This is a genomic window from Sphingomonas sp. ERG5 (assembly GCF_000803065.1).
In the GTDB taxonomy this organism is placed as follows: domain Bacteria; phylum Pseudomonadota; class Alphaproteobacteria; order Sphingomonadales; family Sphingomonadaceae; genus Sphingomonas.
On the sequence record NZ_JSXI01000029.1, the window covers coordinates 238,578 to 257,024 of the forward strand.

At 65.7% G+C, this 18,447-nt stretch carries 19 protein-coding genes; 13 read left to right on the forward strand and 6 right to left on the reverse strand.

Annotation, left to right across the window (positions count from 1 at the left end; translation table 11 throughout):
• Positions 1-17 precede the first annotated feature (17 nt).
• Complete coding sequence (locus OO12_RS12825; RefSeq protein ID WP_200887455.1) at positions 18-761, reverse strand: helix-turn-helix domain-containing protein; 744 nt, start codon at positions 759-761, stop codon at positions 18-20.
• A 218-nt stretch (positions 762-979) separates the two neighbouring features.
• Here OO12_RS12825 and OO12_RS12830 point away from each other — a divergent pair, with 218 nt between their 5' ends.
• Both OO12_RS12830 and OO12_RS12835 read left to right on the forward strand, forming a co-directional pair.
• Positions 980-1,675 carry an O-methyltransferase gene (locus OO12_RS12830; RefSeq protein WP_034159051.1) on the forward strand — a complete coding sequence of 232 codons (696 nt, stop codon included), beginning with the start codon at positions 980-982 and terminating at the stop codon, positions 1,673-1,675.
• Positions 1,675-2,418: a siderophore-interacting protein gene (locus OO12_RS12835; RefSeq protein WP_200887456.1), complete on the forward strand. Its 744-nt coding sequence runs from the start codon at positions 1,675-1,677 to the stop codon at positions 2,416-2,418. Before OO12_RS12830 ends, OO12_RS12835 begins: the two co-directional genes overlap by 1 nt.
• A 37-nt stretch (positions 2,419-2,455) precedes the next feature.
• Here the strand turns inward: OO12_RS12835 and OO12_RS12840 are convergent, their stop codons facing one another.
• Complete coding sequence (locus OO12_RS12840; protein WP_034159052.1) at positions 2,456-3,583, reverse strand: FAD-dependent oxidoreductase; 1,128 nt, start codon at positions 3,581-3,583, stop codon at positions 2,456-2,458.
• Between the two features lie 85 nt (positions 3,584-3,668).
• Here OO12_RS12840 and OO12_RS12845 point away from each other — a divergent pair, with 85 nt between their 5' ends.
• Positions 3,669-4,091, forward strand: coding sequence for a MarR family winged helix-turn-helix transcriptional regulator (locus OO12_RS12845; protein ID WP_034159191.1), 423 nt, complete (start codon positions 3,669-3,671; stop codon positions 4,089-4,091).
• Positions 4,088-4,540: a GNAT family N-acetyltransferase gene (locus tag OO12_RS12850; protein WP_052215828.1), complete on the forward strand. Its 453-nt coding sequence runs from the start codon at positions 4,088-4,090 to the stop codon at positions 4,538-4,540. Before OO12_RS12845 ends, OO12_RS12850 begins: the two co-directional genes overlap by 4 nt.
• Before the next feature lie 5 nt (positions 4,541-4,545).
• On the opposite strand, the gene OO12_RS12855 is transcribed toward OO12_RS12850, so the two are convergent.
• Positions 4,546-5,451 (reverse strand): LysR family transcriptional regulator, encoded by a 906-nt coding sequence (locus OO12_RS12855; RefSeq protein WP_034159053.1) that lies wholly within the window; start codon positions 5,449-5,451, stop codon positions 4,546-4,548.
• Between the two features lie 116 nt (positions 5,452-5,567).
• Between OO12_RS12855 and OO12_RS12860 the strand changes: the two genes are divergently transcribed.
• Complete coding sequence (locus OO12_RS12860; RefSeq protein ID WP_052215829.1) at positions 5,568-6,833, forward strand: SGNH/GDSL hydrolase family protein; 1,266 nt, start codon at positions 5,568-5,570, stop codon at positions 6,831-6,833.
• Between the two features lie 4 nt (positions 6,834-6,837).
• Here the strand turns inward: OO12_RS12860 and OO12_RS12865 are convergent, their stop codons facing one another.
• Positions 6,838-7,236, reverse strand: a complete 399-nt coding sequence (locus OO12_RS12865) for a MerR family transcriptional regulator (RefSeq protein ID WP_034159054.1) — start codon at positions 7,234-7,236, stop codon at positions 6,838-6,840.
• A 71-nt stretch (positions 7,237-7,307) separates the two neighbouring features.
• Between OO12_RS12865 and OO12_RS12870 the strand changes: the two genes are divergently transcribed.
• The 7 genes from OO12_RS12870 to OO12_RS12900 all read left to right on the forward strand — a co-directional run bounded on the left by OO12_RS12870 (position 7,308) and on the right by OO12_RS12900 (position 15,362).
• On the forward strand, positions 7,308-7,970 hold the full coding sequence (locus OO12_RS12870; RefSeq protein ID WP_034159055.1) for a cation transporter: 663 nt from the start codon (positions 7,308-7,310) through the stop codon (positions 7,968-7,970).
• A 4-nt stretch (positions 7,971-7,974) separates the two neighbouring features.
• Positions 7,975-8,310 carry a hypothetical protein gene (locus OO12_RS26905; RefSeq protein ID WP_052215830.1) on the forward strand — a complete coding sequence of 112 codons (336 nt, stop codon included), beginning with the start codon at positions 7,975-7,977 and terminating at the stop codon, positions 8,308-8,310.
• A 70-nt stretch (positions 8,311-8,380) separates the two neighbouring features.
• Positions 8,381-9,670 (forward strand): TolC family protein, encoded by a 1,290-nt coding sequence (locus OO12_RS12880; RefSeq protein WP_034159056.1) that lies wholly within the window; start codon positions 8,381-8,383, stop codon positions 9,668-9,670.
• Positions 9,667-10,830 carry an efflux RND transporter periplasmic adaptor subunit gene (locus tag OO12_RS12885; protein WP_034159057.1) on the forward strand — a complete coding sequence of 388 codons (1,164 nt, stop codon included), beginning with the start codon at positions 9,667-9,669 and terminating at the stop codon, positions 10,828-10,830. The genes OO12_RS12880 and OO12_RS12885 overlap by 4 nt, the downstream gene beginning before the upstream one ends.
• Before the next feature lie 3 nt (positions 10,831-10,833).
• Positions 10,834-14,073 (forward strand): efflux RND transporter permease subunit, encoded by a 3,240-nt coding sequence (locus OO12_RS12890; protein WP_152616406.1) that lies wholly within the window; start codon positions 10,834-10,836, stop codon positions 14,071-14,073.
• Between the two features lie 14 nt (positions 14,074-14,087).
• A complete protein-coding gene (locus OO12_RS12895) occupies positions 14,088-14,432 on the forward strand; it encodes a DUF190 domain-containing protein (protein ID WP_034159196.1) in 345 nt (114 codons plus the stop codon).
• A 15-nt stretch (positions 14,433-14,447) separates the two neighbouring features.
• Positions 14,448-15,362: a cation diffusion facilitator family transporter gene (locus tag OO12_RS12900; protein ID WP_034159058.1), complete on the forward strand. Its 915-nt coding sequence runs from the start codon at positions 14,448-14,450 to the stop codon at positions 15,360-15,362.
• 280 nt (positions 15,363-15,642) lie between these two features.
• Here the strand turns inward: OO12_RS12900 and OO12_RS28575 are convergent, their stop codons facing one another.
• Positions 15,643-15,831 (reverse strand): hypothetical protein, encoded by a 189-nt coding sequence (locus OO12_RS28575; RefSeq protein ID WP_160296800.1) that lies wholly within the window; start codon positions 15,829-15,831, stop codon positions 15,643-15,645.
• Positions 15,832-16,149: 318 nt separating this feature from the next.
• On the opposite strand from OO12_RS28575, the gene OO12_RS12905 reads away from it, so the two are divergent.
• A complete protein-coding gene (locus OO12_RS12905; protein WP_034159059.1) occupies positions 16,150-17,241 on the forward strand; it encodes a sensor histidine kinase in 1,092 nt (363 codons plus the stop codon).
• Between the two features lie 110 nt (positions 17,242-17,351).
• Here OO12_RS12905 and OO12_RS12910 read toward each other — a convergent pair whose 3' ends face one another.
• The gene (locus tag OO12_RS12910) at positions 17,352-18,350 is read right to left on the reverse strand and encodes an inorganic phosphate transporter (RefSeq protein WP_034159060.1); all 999 of its coding nucleotides are present in this window, start codon (positions 18,348-18,350) and stop codon (positions 17,352-17,354) included.
• Positions 18,351-18,447 lie beyond the last annotated feature (97 nt).

Here is an 18,447-nt window from a genome sequence, read left to right on the forward strand (position 1 = left end):
TTGTTCCGTTCATCGCGCTACCGCCTGTTGCCCGGATGCCGCTCGGCCATATAGCGTCCAGGCGATGTGCCCAGCGCTTTCCTGAACATCGTGACGAAACTGGGCATGCTCTCGTAACCAAGGTCGGCGGCAACCTGCTGGATCGTGGCCCCGCCCGCCATCCACTTCACCGCCAGCATGACGCCGAGTTGCTGGCGCCATCGACCGAAGCTCATTCCCGTCTCCCGACCGATCAGCCTGGCGAAGGTCCGTTCGCTCACGCCCACATGGCTGGCCCAGGATTCCATTGTGCCCCGTTCGGCGGGCAAGGCCATCATGCGCTCGACGAGATTGCGCAGGCGTTTATCGACCGGCATCGGCAGATGGAGATTCTCGACCGGCGCGGCCGCGATCTCGTCGAGCAGGACCGTCACCATGCGCGACGCCGGACCCGTTTGCTCGTAAAGCAGCGGTAAGCTCGCCGACCGGATCAGGAGTGCCCGCAGCAGCGGTCCGACCGACAGCGCGCAGCAGATTTTTGGCAGATCGCCTGCCACGTCATGGGCGATGAAGGCGTTATAGCCTTCAAGGCCGGACCCCTTGATAGCGTGCATCGCACCGCCCGGTATCCAGATCGCGCTGCGCGGCGGCACCATCCAGAGACCGCCGTCCACCTCGCAACTCAGCGCGCCCCGTTGCACCAGAATGATCTGGCCCTTTTTATGGGTGTGCGGCTCAAGTTCGACCTGGCCCATCTCCGCCATCACCGCGCCATAGGTCACGATTGGTCGGTCCACGTCGTCAGGGTCAACCCAATCCTGTTCTGCCGGAAATTTGCTGAGCATGGGCATGACGCGATCTCTTTGCCGCATCGCGCCGTTTTGGCAAGATTCGATAACATTCTGTCCAGACTTCGGAATGACGACAAGTGTCGCCTAGCGTAGCTGGGAAGCCGAAGGGTCGGGTGGCCTGCCCGGTCCGGTTCTGGAAAGGACAGAATGTGGATTCGCTGACAGCCGGTCGCATGGCCGGAATTCTGGATGGACTTCATCAGGAGGCCGAGTCGGCCGACCGCCAGTATCGCGAGGAGGTGATGGCCGAAGTTGCGGCCGCCGGAGACTCGCTGGAGGAATTCATCGCCGAGAAGATCGCCGAGGAAAGGGCGGACTATAAATCGACCTATCATGGCCATGCCGATCGGTTCCTCGCGGTTTCGCCCAGCTATGGCCGCTTCCTCTATATGTGCGTCCGCGCGTCAAGAGCGACGCGGATCGTCGAATTCGGGACGTCGATGGGCATTTCGACACTCTATCTGGCGGCCGGACTGATGGACAATGGCGGCGGACAGCTGATTGGAAGCGAACTCGAACCCGGCAAGGTCGCACGCGCCAGAGCCAATGTCGCGGCTGCGGGGCTTTCGGACCTTGTCGACATTCGCGAAGGTGACGCGCTCGAGACGCTGCGGGACATCAGTGGCGAAGTCGATATGCTGCTGCTCGACGGTGCCTTCTCGCTCTATTTGCCGGTTCTCAAACTTGTCGAGCCGCGCCTCAGGACGGGTGCGTTCGTCCTTGCCGAGAATGCCTTCGATCGCGATTATCTCGCCCATGTCCGTGATCCCGCGAACGGCTATCTGTCGCAACCGGTCGCACTCGATGAGGGACGTGGCAATGAACTGGCCGTGGTGACTCGCTGATGACGACGCCCAATGCCCAGCAATCTTCCGCGCGCAGCGAGCCGGGAATGTTGCACAAGACGTTTCGGCGCATGTTCATGCGGCAGGGCGTCGTCTCGGCCTGCGAGGAACTGGGTGGCCGGTTCCGGCTGATCACGCTTGAGGGCCCACAGCTGCGCGGTGTGGCGTGGGTGCCCGGGCAGAAGGTGCAGATCGCGATTGGCGCGACCTTCGCGACGCGAACCTATACCCCGATCGAATGGGACGATTTCGCCGGCCGTACCCGTATCCTCGGCTATGCACATGGCGATGGACCCGGCAGCGCCTGGGTTCGGGATGCCGCAGTCGGAGACTGGTACGACATATTCGGTCCGCGCAGCTCGCTGGATGCCAGGGTGGCGGCCCCGCTTGCGGTGTTCGGGGATGAAACGTCGATCGGCCTCGCTTACGCACTTCAGTCGGATATTCCTGGTCGAACCGTATCCTGCCGCTTCGAGGCCGAGCATATCGACGATGCTGAATTGGCGATCGACCGTCTCGGCCTCGGCCAGGCGACAATAGCTGCCAGGGCGGAGGGCGATGAGCATCTGGTCGCGATGGAAGCCGAGCTGCCCGCTTTCGCAGCGGCGGGCGCCACCTTCGTTCTAAGTGGCAGGGCCCCGGCCATCCAGCGGCTCCGTCAGTCTCTGCGCAAACTCGCCGTTCCCGGCGCTCGCGTGATGACCAAGGCATATTGGGCTCCCGGCAAGTCGGGTCTGGACTGACGGACCGGACCGCGCTTCGGCGCGCTCCTGAACGAGCTCAAGCTGCCGCGACCATCACCTCCCGGAAATGCGCCAGTGCGGCCGCCGGGCCGGTGGGCGAGATCGAGTGGCGCAGCCCTTGCGCCGCACCATCTGCCGCTGGCGCCGCTCGGGCAGCCATGGCTTCTTCGAAGCGCTCGACCGCCGCGTCGTCGCCCTGGATCAGCGCCGCCGCCAGATCGGCGGCATCGGTCATCGCCAGATTGACGCCTTCGCCGCCGAACGGCGACATCAAATGCGCGGCGTCGCCGATCAGCGTCATGCCGGGGCGGTGCGCCCAGCGATGGCCGACCGGCAAGGCGTAGAGTGGACGCACGCCGATCACCGTATCGGCCGACCACACTGCATTGGTCAGCGCGTCACCCCAACCCGTGAGATACTCCAATATCCTGTGGCGGATCGCGTCCGGCGTGGCGTCCTCCAGCGCGGGGGCCCAGGGTTGTTCGGTGCGGAGCGCGAAATAACCGCGGATATGGGCATGGCCGTTGCGTTGCAGGATCAGCCCGCGATTGTCGCCGAGCGCGAACATCTTGCCGCGCCCGGTCAGCGCAGCGACCGCCGGATGGCGACGATCCACATCGTCGAAGCCGAGTTCGACCATCGTCACGCCTTCATAGACGGGTTTCGCGTCGGACAGCAAAGCGCGGACCTTCGACCAGGCGCCGTCCGCCCCGACCACCAGGTCGAAGGACTCGCGTACACCGCCTGCAATCACGTCATGACGTCCGTCATTCCCGGGCTCGATCCGGTCGACGCGTGTACCCCAGCGGATCATCCCGGCGGGCAGCGACTCGATCAGCATGTGGCGTAGTGCGGTGCGGTCGACTTCGGGCCGGTCGCCGTCGCTCTCATCATCGCCGAACAGCAAGGTGCCGCTGCTGTCGTACAGACGAATGCCCTGATCGTCATAGCGCGCGGCGGCGAGAAACTGGCGCTCGAGTCCGGCAAGGCGCAGCGCGCGCTGGCCGGTATCGGCATGCAGGTCGAGCGTGCCGCCCTGCGGCCGGTCATCGGCATGCGTGTCGCGCTCGAACACCGAGACGGTCAGGCCGCCGAGATGGAGCAGCCGCGCAAGCGTCAGTCCGCCTGGTCCGCCGCCGATGATCGCTATCCGATATTGTGACATCAGATCCTGTCCTCTATGATCTACATAGGTCACTATGTATATTAGATAGGTAGCTATGTAAATGGGCGATGATGCATGGAGTCCAATGGCGACGCCCGGTCACCATATCAGCCGCGCGGCGCGGACCATGGCGCGGCTCGGCGATGCGCGGTTGAAGCCGCTGGGCATGAGCACGGGGCAGTTGCCGGTGCTGGTCGCGCTGAAGGACGGCGCGAAACTGTCGCAGCGCGAGCTGGCGCGCTGGGCCAAGGTCGAGCAGCCGACCATGGCGCAAATGTTGACGCGGATGGAGCGCGACGGGCTGATCCAGCGCGAGCCCGACCCGGAGGATGGCCGCAGCAGCCTGATCTCGCTGACCGAGATGGCGAGAGCGCGGCAAGGCGCGGCGCGTCAGGTGCTGGCGGAGGGCAATGCGGCGGCGGTGCGAGGGTTCAGCCCGGATGAAGTCGAGACCTTGTTGTCGCTGCTGAGGCGCGTGATCGACAATATCGATGCGGAGGAAGCATGAGCGGCATTGATTATCGGCGCCACGGCGGCAGCGCGGACGAGGCGATTGCCCTGCTGTTGCCGTTATGCATGATGCTGTTTCCCGGGTTCGATCCGAACTATCTGGCGCTGCGCCTGCCTGGGGTTGCCGGGGCCGATCTCTGGCTTGCGTATCGGGGGGACGAGCTGGTCGGGTTCAAGCTTGGCTATCGGCGCGGCCCACATCTATTCTACAGCTGGCTTGGCGGGGTGCATCCTTCGGCGCGCAGGCTCGGAATCGCCGACGCACTGATGGTGCGGCAGCACGAGGCGGCGACCGCGAGTGGCCATACCCATGTCGAGACGCGGACTCGCGCAGCCAACAATGCGATGATCATGGTCAATTTGCGTCACGGCTTTCAGGTCGTCGGGCTCGAGATCGACGCGCAGGGGATTCCGGTCGTAACGCAGCGCAAGGAGCTGCGCGGCTGAGCCGGTCAGGCAACCCGGCCATGTTCGGCGAGATGATCGAGAAACACCCGCGCTCGCGCCGGTAGCGATTCCGACCGGCCGAGGAACACGGCGTGGAAAGCCTCGGTGTCGCCGGGATTATATTCCTCGAGCAACGGCACCAGCCGGCCCGAAGCGAGATCGTCACCGATGGTGAAGCGGGCAAGGCGTGCGATGCCGAGGCCGGCGAGCGCGAGCCGCCTGATGCCTTCGCCGTCGCTGGCCCGTACCCGCGCGGCGAGAGGCTGCATGGTCTCGCGGCCCTGGTCGAGCAGCGGCCAGCCATTGGTCGCGCGCGAATAGGCAAAACCGAGCCGGTCGTGCCGTTCAAGCTCCGCCGGGGTCTGCGGCGCGCCATGGCGCGCGATCCAGTCGGGCGCGGCGACGATCATCATGCGTGTCTCACCCAGCTTGCGTGCGATCAGGCGGGAGTCGGGCATCGGCCCGGCGCGGACCGCGACATCGGTGCGTTCGGCGAGCAGGTCGATCACCGTGTCGGTCTGCACCACATCCACATCGATATCGGGCCACGCGTCGAGAAAGGCCGGCAGAATCGGTGCGAGGACATGGGTGACATAGGAAGCGCTGCTGCTGATGCGCAATCGTCCCGCCGGGCGACCGCCAGCGCCGGCGACTCGCTCGGCTTCGTCGAGATCTGCGAGAATGCGCAAGGCGCGGTCGTAATAATCCTGCCCTTCCGGGGTCAGCACGAAATGCCGCGTCGAGCGCTGCGCCAGCCGCGCGCCGAGCCGGGTTTCGAGCCGCGCGACAAGCTTGCTCACCGCCGAAGGGGTGAGGCCCGCGGCCTGAGCGGCGGCGGAGAAGCTGCCTTGTTCGACCACGCGGACGAACATTTCCATCTCGCCGGCGCGGTTGATGTCAGAGCGGGGCATTTGTGCTGTCAATTCTCTAATGATGTTCCTTTGCGCCATCTACTTCATGGATGGCGGCGGGTCCATCTGGAGCGGGACAGGGTGCCGTGTCGCGCCTATCGCCGAAGGGATGCCTGATGAATCGTCTATTTGCCGCCCTTGCCGCTTTGGTCCTGGCCGGACCGGGGAACGCCGCCGCGACCGAATGGGTGCCGGCGTGGAGCGCGAGTCCGCAAGCGGTGTGGGGCGAGAGTTTCGTGTTGTCGGCGGGGGTGCCGTCGCTCGCGGATTGCAGCGTACGGCAAGTCGTGCGTATCGGCATTGGCGGCACAAGGGTGCGGATTCGCCTGTCCAATGCGTTCGGGCGTTCGCCGGTACGGATTGACGGTGCGCATCTGGCGCGGTCGGCGGGCGGCGCGGCGATCGTCGCTGCTACTGATCATGAATTAAGTTTTGGCGGGGAAGGCGGCGTGACGATCGCGCCGGGCGCTTCGGTGCTGAGCGATGTGGTGGCAATGCCGGTCGGGGCAGCGGAGGATCTCGCGATCAGCCTGTATTTTAGCGGCGCGGTGCCGGTCGAATCCTTCCATTGGGATGGGCGGCGCAGCGGCTATCTCCTGCGCGGCGAGCATCTTTCGGCCGTGACGTTCACCACGCCCGAACTGACCCCCGAACTGATCAGCGTCAGACTGTTCCTGTCCGATGTGCTGGTCGAAGCGCCGGCTGCGCGCGGCGCGGTGGTGGTGCTTGGCGATTCGATCACTGATGGCGCGGGCGCGACGATGGAGGAGGAGCGACGCTGGCCGGATTATCTCGCTGCGCGCGCCGCATCGCGGGGAATCGCCGTGATCAATGCGGGCATTTCGGGGGCGCGGCTGCTCAGCGATGGGATGGGCGCGAACGCGCTGGCGCGGATCGACCGTGACGTATTCGCCCAGCCGGGCGTGCGGACGGTGATCGTGCTGCTGGGCATCAACGACATTGCCTGGCCGGGGACGCCATTCGCACCGGACGAACCGGCAATGACACTCGAACGGCTGACTGCCGGTTATCGCCAGCTCGTTGCGCACGCGCATGCCAATGGCGTCCGGGTGATTGGCGCGACGTTGACGCCATTCGCGGGCGCGCTGCCCGGCACGCCATTCGCCACAAGCTATTTCAGCGCGGACAAGGACGCGTTGCGGCGGCGAGTGAATGTCTGGATCCGCACCAGCGGAACCTTCGATGCGGTGGTCGACTTCGATCGGCTGCTCAGCGACCCCACCGACCCGGCTGCGCTGCGGCGAGACTATGACTCGGGCGACCGGTTGCATCCTGGCGATGCGGGCAATGCGGCAATGGCCGACGCAATCGACCTGAAGGCGCTGATCGGACCCGACAAGGCTGAGCCACGCCGCCGGTAAGTCTTTATGCCGGTGCGAGTGCCTCGAGGATGCGGCAATCCGCGACACTGCCGCCGCGGCATGAGACGACCATGTTGGCAAGTTCGCCGCGCAGCGCGGTGAGATCGGCGATCTTGCGGTCGATCTCGGACAGATTCGCGGACGCAATCGCATCGATCGTCGCGCAATCGCGGCTGCGATCGTCGGACAGGTCGAGCATGGTGCGGATCTGGTCGATCGAGAAGCCGAGGTCGCGCGCACGCCGGACGAAGCTCAGCCGCATCAGTTCGGCCCGGCCATAGCTGCGGTAATTCGCCGCCGTGCGGGCTGGGCGGGCAAGCAGGCCGACCTTCTCATACCATCGGACCGTTTCGACGCTGGTGCCGGTAGCGCGCGCCAGGTCGCCGATTTTCAGATCGTTCATAAGGCTTGACCCTATAGTTGCTACAGGGTGCATATAATGCGGATCGTCGAGTCGGTCGAGGAGCCGCGATCATGGCCTGTAACAGTTGCGCAACGCAGAAACCGGCCAATGATCCGCGCTGGCGCCGGGTGCTGTGGATCGCGCTGATCGTCAATGCGGCGATGTTCGGAATCGAGCTGGTGGTCGGCGCGACGGCGGAGTCGCGCGCGCTGCAGGCCGATGCGCTCGACTTCTTCGGGGATTCGGCCAGCTATGCGATCAGCCTGGTGGTGGCCGGCATGGCGCTGCGCTGGCGCGCGCGCGCGGCCTTTGCCAAGGGCGCGACGCTGACTGTGCTGGGCGGCTGGGTGCTGGTGACGGCGGGCTGGGCCGCACTGGTCGGGGCATCACCGCAAGCCGTGCCGATGGGTGTGATCGGGGTGATGGCGCTGATTGCCAATGGCGGCGTTGCCGCATTATTGTACCGCTACCGCCAGGGCGATGCGAATATGCGCTCGGTATGGATCTGTTCGCGCAACGACGCGATTGGCAATGTCGCAGTGGTGCTGGCGGCGGGCGGTGTGTTCGGCACCGGTACGATGTGGCCCGACCTGATCGTCGCGACGATCCTGGCCGTGCTGGGACTAAGCGGCGGCGCGCAGATCATCCGCCAGGCGCGGCAGGAACTGCGCGCCGATCGGGCATCCGGCGGATCGATCGCTTCCCATCATGGCGCGATCGCTGCTAGTGAGTGATGTGATGCGCCGGATGCTCCTTCTCCTGACTTCTCTGATGCTCGCGCTGTCGCTTGGGCTGGGGTCGGTGGCGCATGCCTCGGAGCCGATCGGCTGCACGACCACCGGCACTGAAGTGAGTGCCGGGCATAGCGATGGTGATTCCGACCAGGTGCCGGCCGATGGCGATAGCGGCTTTCCGCATCATCATGGCGGCTGCCATGGCCATCATGTCGCGGCACCGGTCGCCGATGCCGATAGCGTCGGCCATGCCCGGGTCGCGTCGATTACGACGCTGGCCGATTTCCGAGGTGGGGTGACGAGCCCGACCGACCCTGCGCTGAGACCGCCACAAGCCTGACGGCCGCCCCCGGCTGTGACGCGTTTTCGCGTCGCGCTGCCGGAGTCTTGTCCGTCAGGAGTGTTTTCAAATGTATCGTTTCATCGCGGCCATGCTGGCTGCCGCGTTCTGTGCGGGTATCGCACAGGCGCAAACCGTGCCGGTATCCGCCGGCGAAACCCGAATGCCGGCCTCCGCCGGCGATCCGCTGACGCTCGAACAGGCGTTGGCGGAGGCCGGGGCGGCGTCGCCCGTGGTCGAAGTGGGAGATGCCGGGGTGCGCGCCGCCGATGCGGGACGCACTGTGGCTGGGCTGCGGCCCAATCCCTCAGTGCAGGTCCAGGCCGAGAATGTCGTCGGCACGGGCAGCTATCATGGCCTGTCGAGTGCCGAGACCACCGCCAGCCTGCAGTTGCCGCTTGAGCTGGGCGGGAAGCGTTCGGCGCGGATTGCGGTGGCGGAATCGCGCTTGACCCGCGCGCAGGTCGCGGCCGCCATGATGCTGGGCGACCTGCGGTTGCGGGTCACTCAGGCCTATATCGCGGCGGTCGCGGCGGAGCGACGGCTGGCCGTGGCGCAGGCGCAGACCGAGATCGCTGACGAGGGCCTGCGTGTCGCGCGCGACCGGGTGCAGGTTGGAGCGACATCGCCGATCGACGAGCAGCGCGCCGATGTGCTGCGGATCAACGCCGCGACCGCGCTTGATCGCGCGCGGCGCTCGGTCACGGTGGCGCGTGACGCGCTGGCGCGGCTGACTGGCCGGCCGGTGACCGGCGCGCTTGATCTGGGGTGGTTCGACCGGGTCGGCGGCTATGGACCGGAGCTTCAGGCGCGCGCCGAAGGGACGCTGGCCTGGGCGGCGGCGAAGGCCGATCTCGCCACCGCCGATGCGCAGGTACGGCTCGCGCGGTCGCAGCGCGTGCCCGACATCACGCTCAGTGCGGGCGCGCGGCGGCTGGCGGCGACCAATGACATGGCGGCGGTGTTCGGCGTGTCGATTCCGATCCCGCTGTTCAACAATGGCCGCGCCGCGCTCGACCAGTCACGGGCCGAGCGTGCCCAGGCCGATGCGCAACGCCGGCTGACCCTGACCGACGCCGAGCAGGCGATCGCCAGCGCCGGGGCCGAGCGCGACAATGAAGCCGCGACCGCCCGAGCGGCGGGCGGGGCGGCGCTTGCCGCCGCGGTCGAAGCGGCGCGGATTGCACGCATTGGCTATGGCCAGGGCAAGTTCGGCCAGCTCGAACTGCTCGAGGCCGAACGCACGCTGGCCGAGACGCGCGGCGCATCGATCGATGCGCTTGCCGCTTACCATGATGCCGAAGCGCGGCTGAAGCGGCTGACCGCTCCCGCGCCCCTTTATTCCGGAGACAATCGATGATCCTTCAGGACAAACGCCTGACCGGCGGCATTGCGGCCGCCATTCTTGTCGCGGCGGCGAGCGGATTTTCCGTCGCGCGCTGCACCAGCGAGGCCGCGAAGCCGGTCGCCCCAAAGGTCAATGCACAGGCCGGTGGCAAGGCGCCGGCAAACGACGCAGTCGAGATGACCGCCGCCGCGATCCGCGAGGCGGGCATCACGACGCAGACGATCGCGGCCGGCGGGCTGGCGGCGGAGATCGTTGCCCATGCCACCGTCACCGCCGCGCCGAATGGCGAGGCGCTGGTCACTGCCCGGGCGAGCGGCGCGGTGACGCGGGTGTTCAAGCGGCTCGGCGACCCGGTACGGGCAGGCGAGGCGCTGGCGATCGTCGAGAGCCGCGAGGCGGCGCAGATCGCCGCCGACGGCACCACAGCCGCAGCCCGGGCAAGGCTCGCGGTGCGGGGCGTGGCGCGGGAACGCTATCTCTACGATCAGAAAGTGTCGGCGCGTGTCGACCTGGAACGGGCCGAGGCGGAGGCCGCGGCAGCCAATGCCGAGGCGCGCCGTGCGCAAGTCGCGGCGGGGGCGGCGAATGTCACGCGTGACGGGCGCGGCGTGATCGTCGCCAGCCCGATCTCCGGCCGGATCACCGCGCAACAGGTCAGCCTGGGCGCGTTCGTGCAGGCGGAGACGCCGTTGTTCCGGGTCGCCGACCCACGCCTGATCCAGATCGAGGCGGCGCTCGGAGCGATCGATGCGCAGCGGATCGCGGCCGGCGATGGAGCGGCGATCGAACTGCCCGACGGCCGCATCGTCGCGGCGCGGGTCCGCGCGGTGACGCCGACGCTGAGTGGCGAGACGCGGGCGGCGACGGCGGTGATCGACGTCACGGACGGGACACTGCAGCCCGGCCAGTCGGTCCGGGTGCGGCTCAAGCCCGCGAATGTTCAGGCGGGCGGTATCGTCGTGCCGGAGAGCGCGGTCCAGTCGCTTGAGGGGCGCGACGTTGTGTTCGTGCGCAGCGCGGCCGGCTTCCGGGCGCGGCCGGTGACCACCGGCCGGCGCAGCGCCGGGCGGATCGAGATCCTGTCCGGCCTCACTGCCGGCCAGACGATCGCGACTGGTGAGGCATTCCTGCTCAAGGCCGAACTGGCCAAGGGCGCAGGCGAGGAGGACTAAGCCATGATCGCGAACCTTATGGCCTTTTCCGTCCGCGCCCGCTGGGCGGTGGTCCTGCTCTTCCTTGTCGTCGCCGGGTTCGGCGCGTGGCAGCTGACGCGATTGCCGATCGACGCGGTGCCCGACATCACCAACAACCAGGTGCAGATCAACACGGTCGAGCGCGGCCTGTCGCCGGTCGAGATCGAGAAGCGCGTCACCTTTCCGATCGAGACGGCGCTGGCCGGCATCCCCGGCCTGGAAACCACCCGCTCGCTGTCGCGCAATGGCTTCAGCCAAGTGTCGGCGATCTTCAGCGACAAGACCAACCTCTATTTTGCGCGCCAGCAGGTCAGTGAGCGGCTGGCCCAGGCCCGCGACACCATTCCCGACGGCGTACAGCCGCAGATCGGGCCGGTCACCACCGGGCTTGGCGAAGTGCTGATGTATTCGGTCGACTTCGCCAACCCTGGCGGCAAGGGGGCGACGATCCGCAATGGCCGACCGGGCTGGCAATCGGACGGCAGCTTCCTCACGCCCGAGGGCGCGCGGCTCACCGACGAGGTCGGCCGGGCGGCCTATCTGCGCACGGTGCAGGACTGGATCATCCGGCCCCAACTCCGCACCGTTCAGGGCGTCGCCGGGATCGATTCGATCGGCGGCTATGCCAAGCAATATGTCGTCGAGCCCGATGCGGTGAAGCTATCCTCCTACGGCATCTCCTATTCCGAACTGGCCAAGGCGCTTGAGGCGGCAAACCTTGCGGTCGGCGCCAATTATTTCAATCGCGGCGGCGAGGCGTTTCTGGTTCGCGCCGATGCCCGAATCCGCGATGTCGACGAGATTGCCGATGCGATCGTAGCGACGCGCGGCGGGGTGCCGGTCGCGGTCAAGGATGTCGCCGCGGTGAAGATCGGCGGCGAGCTGCGCACCGGGGCGGCAAGCCAGAACGGCCATGAAGCGGTGATCGGCACCGCGCTGATGCTGATCGGCGAGAATAGCCGTGTGGTTGCGCGCAGTGTCGGCGAGCGGCTCGACGGCATCGCCAAATCGTTGCCGCCGGGGATCAAGGTGACGACGGTGCTCGACCGGTCGAAGCTGGTCAATGCGACGGTCGCGACAGTGCAGAAGAACCTGGCCGAAGGCGCGATCCTGGTCGCGATCGCGCTGTTCCTGCTGCTCGGCAATGTCCGGGCGGCGATCATCGCGGTGCTCGTCATCCCCTTTTCGTTCCTGATGATGGCGATGGGCATGAATGCCTTTCGCGTGCCCGGCAATCTGATGAGCCTCGGCGCGCTCGATTTCGGCCTGATCGTCGATGGGGCGGTGATTATCATCGAGAATTGCCTGGCGCGGCTTGCGCTTCGCCAGGAGCATGAAGGCCGGCTGCTCGTGCTGAGCGAGCGGCTCGAGGAGACGATGCGGGCGTCGCAGGAGATGATCAAGCCGACCGTGTTCGGCCAGGCGATCATCCTGCTCGCCTTCGCGCCGCTGCTGATGTTCACCGGCGTCGAGGGCAAGACCTTCTCGCCAATGGCGATCACCATCATGCTCGCGCTGGTCGCGGCCTTCATCCTGGCGCTGACTCTCGTCCCGGCGCTGGTCGCCCTGCTGATCCGCGGCAAGGTCTCCGAGAAGGAGGTGTGGATCATTGCCCGGACCAAGGCGCTCTACGCGCCGCTGCTCGATCGCGCCGTGGCGCGGCCCTGGCCGTTCATTGGCGCCGGGATTGCCTTTTTTGCGGCGTCGGCGCTGGTGTTCGGGTCATTGGGGCAGGAGTTCATCCCGCAGCTCGACGAGAAGAATGTCGCGCTGGCCTCGACCCGCGTGCCCTCGGTCAGCCTCGAAAAGTCGCTCGCCATGCAGCGCGAGGTCGAGCGGGTGGTCACCAGCCTGCCCGAAGTGGCGGTGATGTTCTCCAAGACCGGCACCGCCGAAGTGGCGACCGATCCGATGCCACCGAACGTCTCGGACGGCTTCGTGATCCTGAAGCCGCAGTCGGAATGGCCGGCGGGCGTGACCAGCAAGGCCGATGTGCTGAAGCGGATCGAGGAGAAGTCCGGTGCCAAGATCGGCAATGCGTTCGAGGTTAGCCAGCCGATCCAGCTGCGCTTCAACGAGTTGATCGCCGGGGTGCGCGGCGATGTTGCGATCAAGCTGTACGGCGACGATCTCGACAAGATGGGCGCCACGGCCCAGCATATCGTGCGTGTGCTCCAGACCATTCCCGGCGCCGCGGATGTGAAAGCGGAACAGACCAGCGGGTCACCGACGCTCGACGTGAAGTTCGATCGCGCGGCGATCGCGCGCTATGGCCTGACCGTCGCGGAAGTCGCCGACACCGTGGCGGCGGCGATGGCGGGGCGCGACGCGGGACTGTTGTTCGAAGGCGACCGCCGCTTCGAGGTGACGGTGCGCGTGCCGGCGGCGACGCGCGAGAGCATCGATGCGCTGGCTGCACTACCCGTGCTCCTGCCGCAGGAAGCGGGCGAAAGGCGCGGATCGGTGCCGCTATCGCAAGTGGCGCAGTTCCGTTTCAGTGAAGGGCTGAACCAGATCAGCCGCGAGAATGGCAAAAGGCGCGTGGTGATCCAGGCCAATGTGCGCGGCCGCGATGTGGGATCGTTCGTGCTCGACGCCCGGGCCAAGGTGGACGAGGTGGCGTTGCCGGCCGGGTCGTATCTGGAATGGGGCGGCCAGTTCCAGAGCCTCCAGGCCGCGTCGCAACGCCTCGCGATCGTCGTGCCACTGTGCTTCCTGGCGATCTTCGGCCTGCTCTACATGGCGCTGGGCGGGTTCGCCCGGGCGGCCTCGGTATTCCTTGCCGTGCCATTGGGGCTTGCCGGAGGCGTGTTCACGCTGTGGCTTACGGGTATCTCCTTCTCCGTCTCGGCGGCGGTCGGATTCATCTGCCTTGCCGGTGTGGCGGTGCTCAACGGCCTGGTGGTGATGACCGCGATCCGCGAGAAGCTGGAGGCCGGGATCGCACTCGGGCAGGCGATTACCGAGGGCATGTTCGAAAAGGTCCGACCGGTGATCATGACCGGTTTCGTACCGGCGATCGGCTTCGTGCCGATGGCGCTTGCCACCGGCACCGGCGCCGAAGTGCAGAAGCCGCTCGCCATGGTGGTGATCGGCGGGCTGATCGCGGCGACGATCCTGACGCTGCTGGTGCTGCCGGCCATATCGAAGGTGGTGCTGGGCCTGGACGAGCGGGCCGCGCGCCGGGGGGCCCCACACCATGCCGCGACAGCGGCGGCCTGAGAGAGGAGATGATGATGAGCGACCACACAAAACTGCTGCGCATCTACACCGACGAGGCCGCCTATTTCGGCGATCACAAGGTGTTCGAACTGGTCGTATCCCGGGCGCGGGATGCAACGCTGGCCGGCGTCACGGTCCTGGAAGCACTGCTGGGATTTGGCCGGTCGGCGCATGCCCATCGCCGCCATTTCCTTGAAAACGACCGGGCCGTGGTGATCGAGATCGTTGACCGGGACGCGCGACTGCGTGCCTTTGTCGACGATCTGGCCGATATTCCCGGCATCGGATTGATCACCCTGGAGGCGGTCGAAGTGCTGGACGGCAAGACCAGCACCGTCAACGCCCCAGCCGGCGCCTGAGCAAGGAGGAACGACATGCACGATCACGCAGCGGGCGGACATGCCCATGATCACACCGCCGGCGCCAACGCCACCAAGTTGAAATGGGCGCTGGGGCTGACCGCGACCTATCTCGTCGCCGAGGTCATTGGCGGTTTCTACTTCAACAGCCTGGCGTTGTTGTCCGACGCCGCGCACATGATGACCGATGTCGCGGCGCTGATCATCGCGCTGCTGGCGATCAGCTTCGGCCAGAAGCCGGCGGACAGCCGCCGCACCTTCGGCTATCGCCGCTTCGAGATATTGGCGGCGGCGTTCAACGCGGTGCTGCTGTTCGCGATCGCGATCTACGTGCTGGTCGAGGCGATCAGGCGCTTTTCCAACCCCGAACCGGTCCAGTCGACCGGTATGATGATCGTCGCGACGATCGGCCTCCTTGTGAACATCGTGTCGATGCGGTTGCTCATGTCGGGCAAGGACAAGAGCTTCAACATCAAGGGCGCCTATCTTGAGGTGTGGGCGGACATGATCGGCTCGGTCGGCGTCATCGCCGGGGCGATCGCGATCCGCTTCACCGGATGGACCTGGGTCGATCCGATCGTCGCGGTCGGCATCGGGTTATGGGTGTTGCCGCGCACCTGGATCCTGCTGCGCGATACGACCAATGTCCTGCTCGAAGGTGTGCCGAACGGTATCGACCTGAACGAGGTGCGCGTCGCGATCGCCGGGGTGGCCGGGGTCTCCGATGTCCACGACCTGCATATCTGGTCGATGAGCAATGACGACATATCCTGCACCGCGCATGTCACGCTCGGCCAGGGTGCTGCCCCCGACGAGGTGCGGGGCCGGGTGGTCGCCTTGCTCGATCAGCAATTCGAGATCGGCCATGCCACCGTCCAGACCGAAGGGCCGGGTGAGGAATGCGAGGTCGGCGGGCAGGTGCATCCTTAGGGCTGATCCGCTCCGTCCGTTTGCCCTGAGCCTGTCGAAGGGCAGGGTCGCGCATGGGCTTCGACAGGCTCAGCCCGAACTGAGGGTTGCGATACGAGTTGCGGCCACATCGCACCCCTGTCTTCCGCTGTTATTTCGGAATAAAAACCCCACCCCTGTTAAGTTGGATCTGAAGCGCCGATTTTCGACCTGCTTACAGTGTCTTGAGCCTTTTCACCGCTGTTGTCGATAACAGCGGTGAAAAGCGCAACAACAGCGGTGAGCTGACCGCTGTTGTTGCTCAAGCAGCGGGCGCAACCGCTGGTTCTTTTCCAGTCATGTCATAGAGCGGGGCGGTAGGCTGGCATTCCGTCCGCCGCCACGCTGTCATGGCCCGCCGCAAGGTTGAATCGATGGTGCTGATGGCCGATCCGTTGGCCTCCTCGGCGATCATCAGCAAGATGACATTTGATTGAGCCACCGCCGTCATCCTCGCGAAAGCGAGGATCCCGCTTCTTATTCTGAGTGCGGAGCAAGGCAGCGGGATCCCCGCTTTCGCGGGGATGACGAGGTAGAATCTGCTTGAAGTCTCTGACTCTAAAGAATCAGCCTCGCCGCGAAATACGTCCCCACAACGACTGGGGCCGCATCAGGGCCAAGCGCTTACCGATCGCGTTAGGGTGCAGTGCAATAGCGTGGTAGACGGGACCATCACCGACTCCGCCGAGCAGGCTTTGCGTGACAGAGAGATGATCGTGCTCCCGCCTGCCAGTGAGAGACTCGTCGTGCCCCTTACCTGTCCAATGTCATGACCGTCGCGTTGATCGACCCGATCCGTAGCCTGGAAGATGCGCAGATCCTGGCGCAGGCAATCGTCAACACCATCCCCGAGCCGTTCCTGGTGCTTGACGAGGGGTTCCGCGTGCTTTCGGCGAGCCGGTCCTTCTACGATATCTTCCAGGTCGATCCGGTCGATACGCAGGGACGGTTGCTGTTCGCGCTGGGCGACGGGCAATGGAATATCCCGGCGCTGCGCCATCTGCTCGAGACGATCATCCCCGATCAGGCGGAGATGGACAATTTCGAGGTCGAGCACGACTTCCCGACAATCGGTCCGCGCATCATGCTGCTCAACGCGCGCAAGGTGCTGTACGACGACAGCCCGGCGATCACCATCCTGCTCGCCTTTCGCGACATCACCGCGCGGCGCGCGATCGAACGCAATCAGGCTGCCCTCCTTGCGCAGGCCGAGGAGTTGCTGCGCCAGAAACAGATATTGTTCCAGGAAATGCAGCACCGCGTCGCCAACAGCCTGCAGATCATCGCCAGCATCCTGCTGCTCAAGGCGCGCGCCGTGTCGTCGGAGGAAACCCGCTTTCATCTGAATGACGCGCATCAGCGCGTCATGTCGGTCGCGGCGGTCCAGCAATCCCTCCATGCGGCGGACGGCATCGACCAGATCGAGGTCGCGGTCTATCTTGAGAAACTGTCCGCCGGCCTGTCATCGTCAATGGTCGGGGAAAGCCGCCCGATCGCTATTCGCGCGATGTCCGACAGCGGCATGATCGAATCGTCGGTTGCGGTCAGCCTGGGGCTGATCGTCACCGAGCTGGTGATCAACGCGATCAAATATGCCTTTCCCGAAGACAAGGCGGATGCAGCGATCCGGATCAGTTACGAGATCGATGGCACGGATTGGCGGCTGGCGGTGTCCGACAATGGCGTCGGGCTTCCGGAAACGTTCAGCAGCGTTCCCGGCGACCGGGGACTGGGCACATCGATCATCAACGCCCTGACCAAGCAGCTCAATGCGCGGGTCGAAAGGATCAGTGATGCCGGGGGACTGACCATTTCGATCACGCGCGCGACCTTCACGCCGCGGTTAAAGGCGGTGGCCTGAGGGCGCACTCTTTTCATCCCCGTTCGTTTCGAGCGAAGTCCAGAAACAAGCCATAAATACTGCGCGAAGTTTCTCCACTTCGCTCGAAACGAACGGAGGGGAGGATCGTCCTAAACGAACAGCCCCGCCACAAGATACGTCCCCGCGCCCACCAGGGCGGCGGCCGGAAGGGTAACGGTCCAGGCGACGATGATATTCGTCGCGACGTTCCAGCGCACTGCCGACAGCCGCCGCGCCGCGCCGACGCCGACGATTGCGCCGGTGATGGTGTGAGTCGAGGACACCGGGATGCCCCAGAAATTCGCCGCGAACAGCGTGATCGCGCCGCCGGTCTCCGCACAGAAACCCTGGGCCGGGGTCAGCCGGGTGATCTTCGACCCCATGGTGTGGACGATGCGCCAGCCGCCCGACAAGGTGCCGAGTGCCATTGCCGCCTGGCAGGTCAGCACGACCCAGAACGGGATGTGGAACCCGCCGTGCAGCAGCCCTTGCGAATAGAGCAGCACTGCGATGATCCCCATCGTCTTCTGCGCATCATTGCCGCCATGGCCGAGCGAATAGAGCGCGGCCGAGACGAGTTGCAGCTTGCGGAAGCGTTTGTCGACGCCGAGCGGGGTCAGTCTCAGACTCGTCCAGGCAACCAGCAGCACCAGCACCAAAGCGAGCCCCAGCCCGATCGCGGGCGACAGGAAGATCGCGGCGACGGTCTTGATCACGCCGCTCCATACGATCGCGCCAAAGCCGATCTTGGCGATGCCCGCGCCGAGCAATCCGCCGATCAACGCATGGCTGCTGCTCGATGGGATGCCGAGTACCCAGGTGGTGACGTTCCAGAAGATCGCGCCGACCAGAGCGGCGAAGATTACTTGCGGGTCGATCACCTGTGCCTGGACGATGCCGGTGCCGATGGTCTGCGCGACATGCAGCCCGAACACGGCAAAGGCGATGAAGTTGAAGAATGCCGCCCACAGCACGGCATATTGCGGCTTCAATACGCGCGTCGAGACCACGGTGGCGATCGAGTTCGCCGCATCGTGCAGGCCGTTGAGAAAATCGAACAGCAAGGCAATGCCGATCAACCCGATCAGCAAGGGAAGCGAAAGAGTCACGCGGCGATGGCCCGGTTTATTTGAAAATGCGCGAAAGAGCGCATTTTAGCGGTGCCAGCCCGCTCCCCCACCCGGCCTCCCATCCAGGATACGCTGT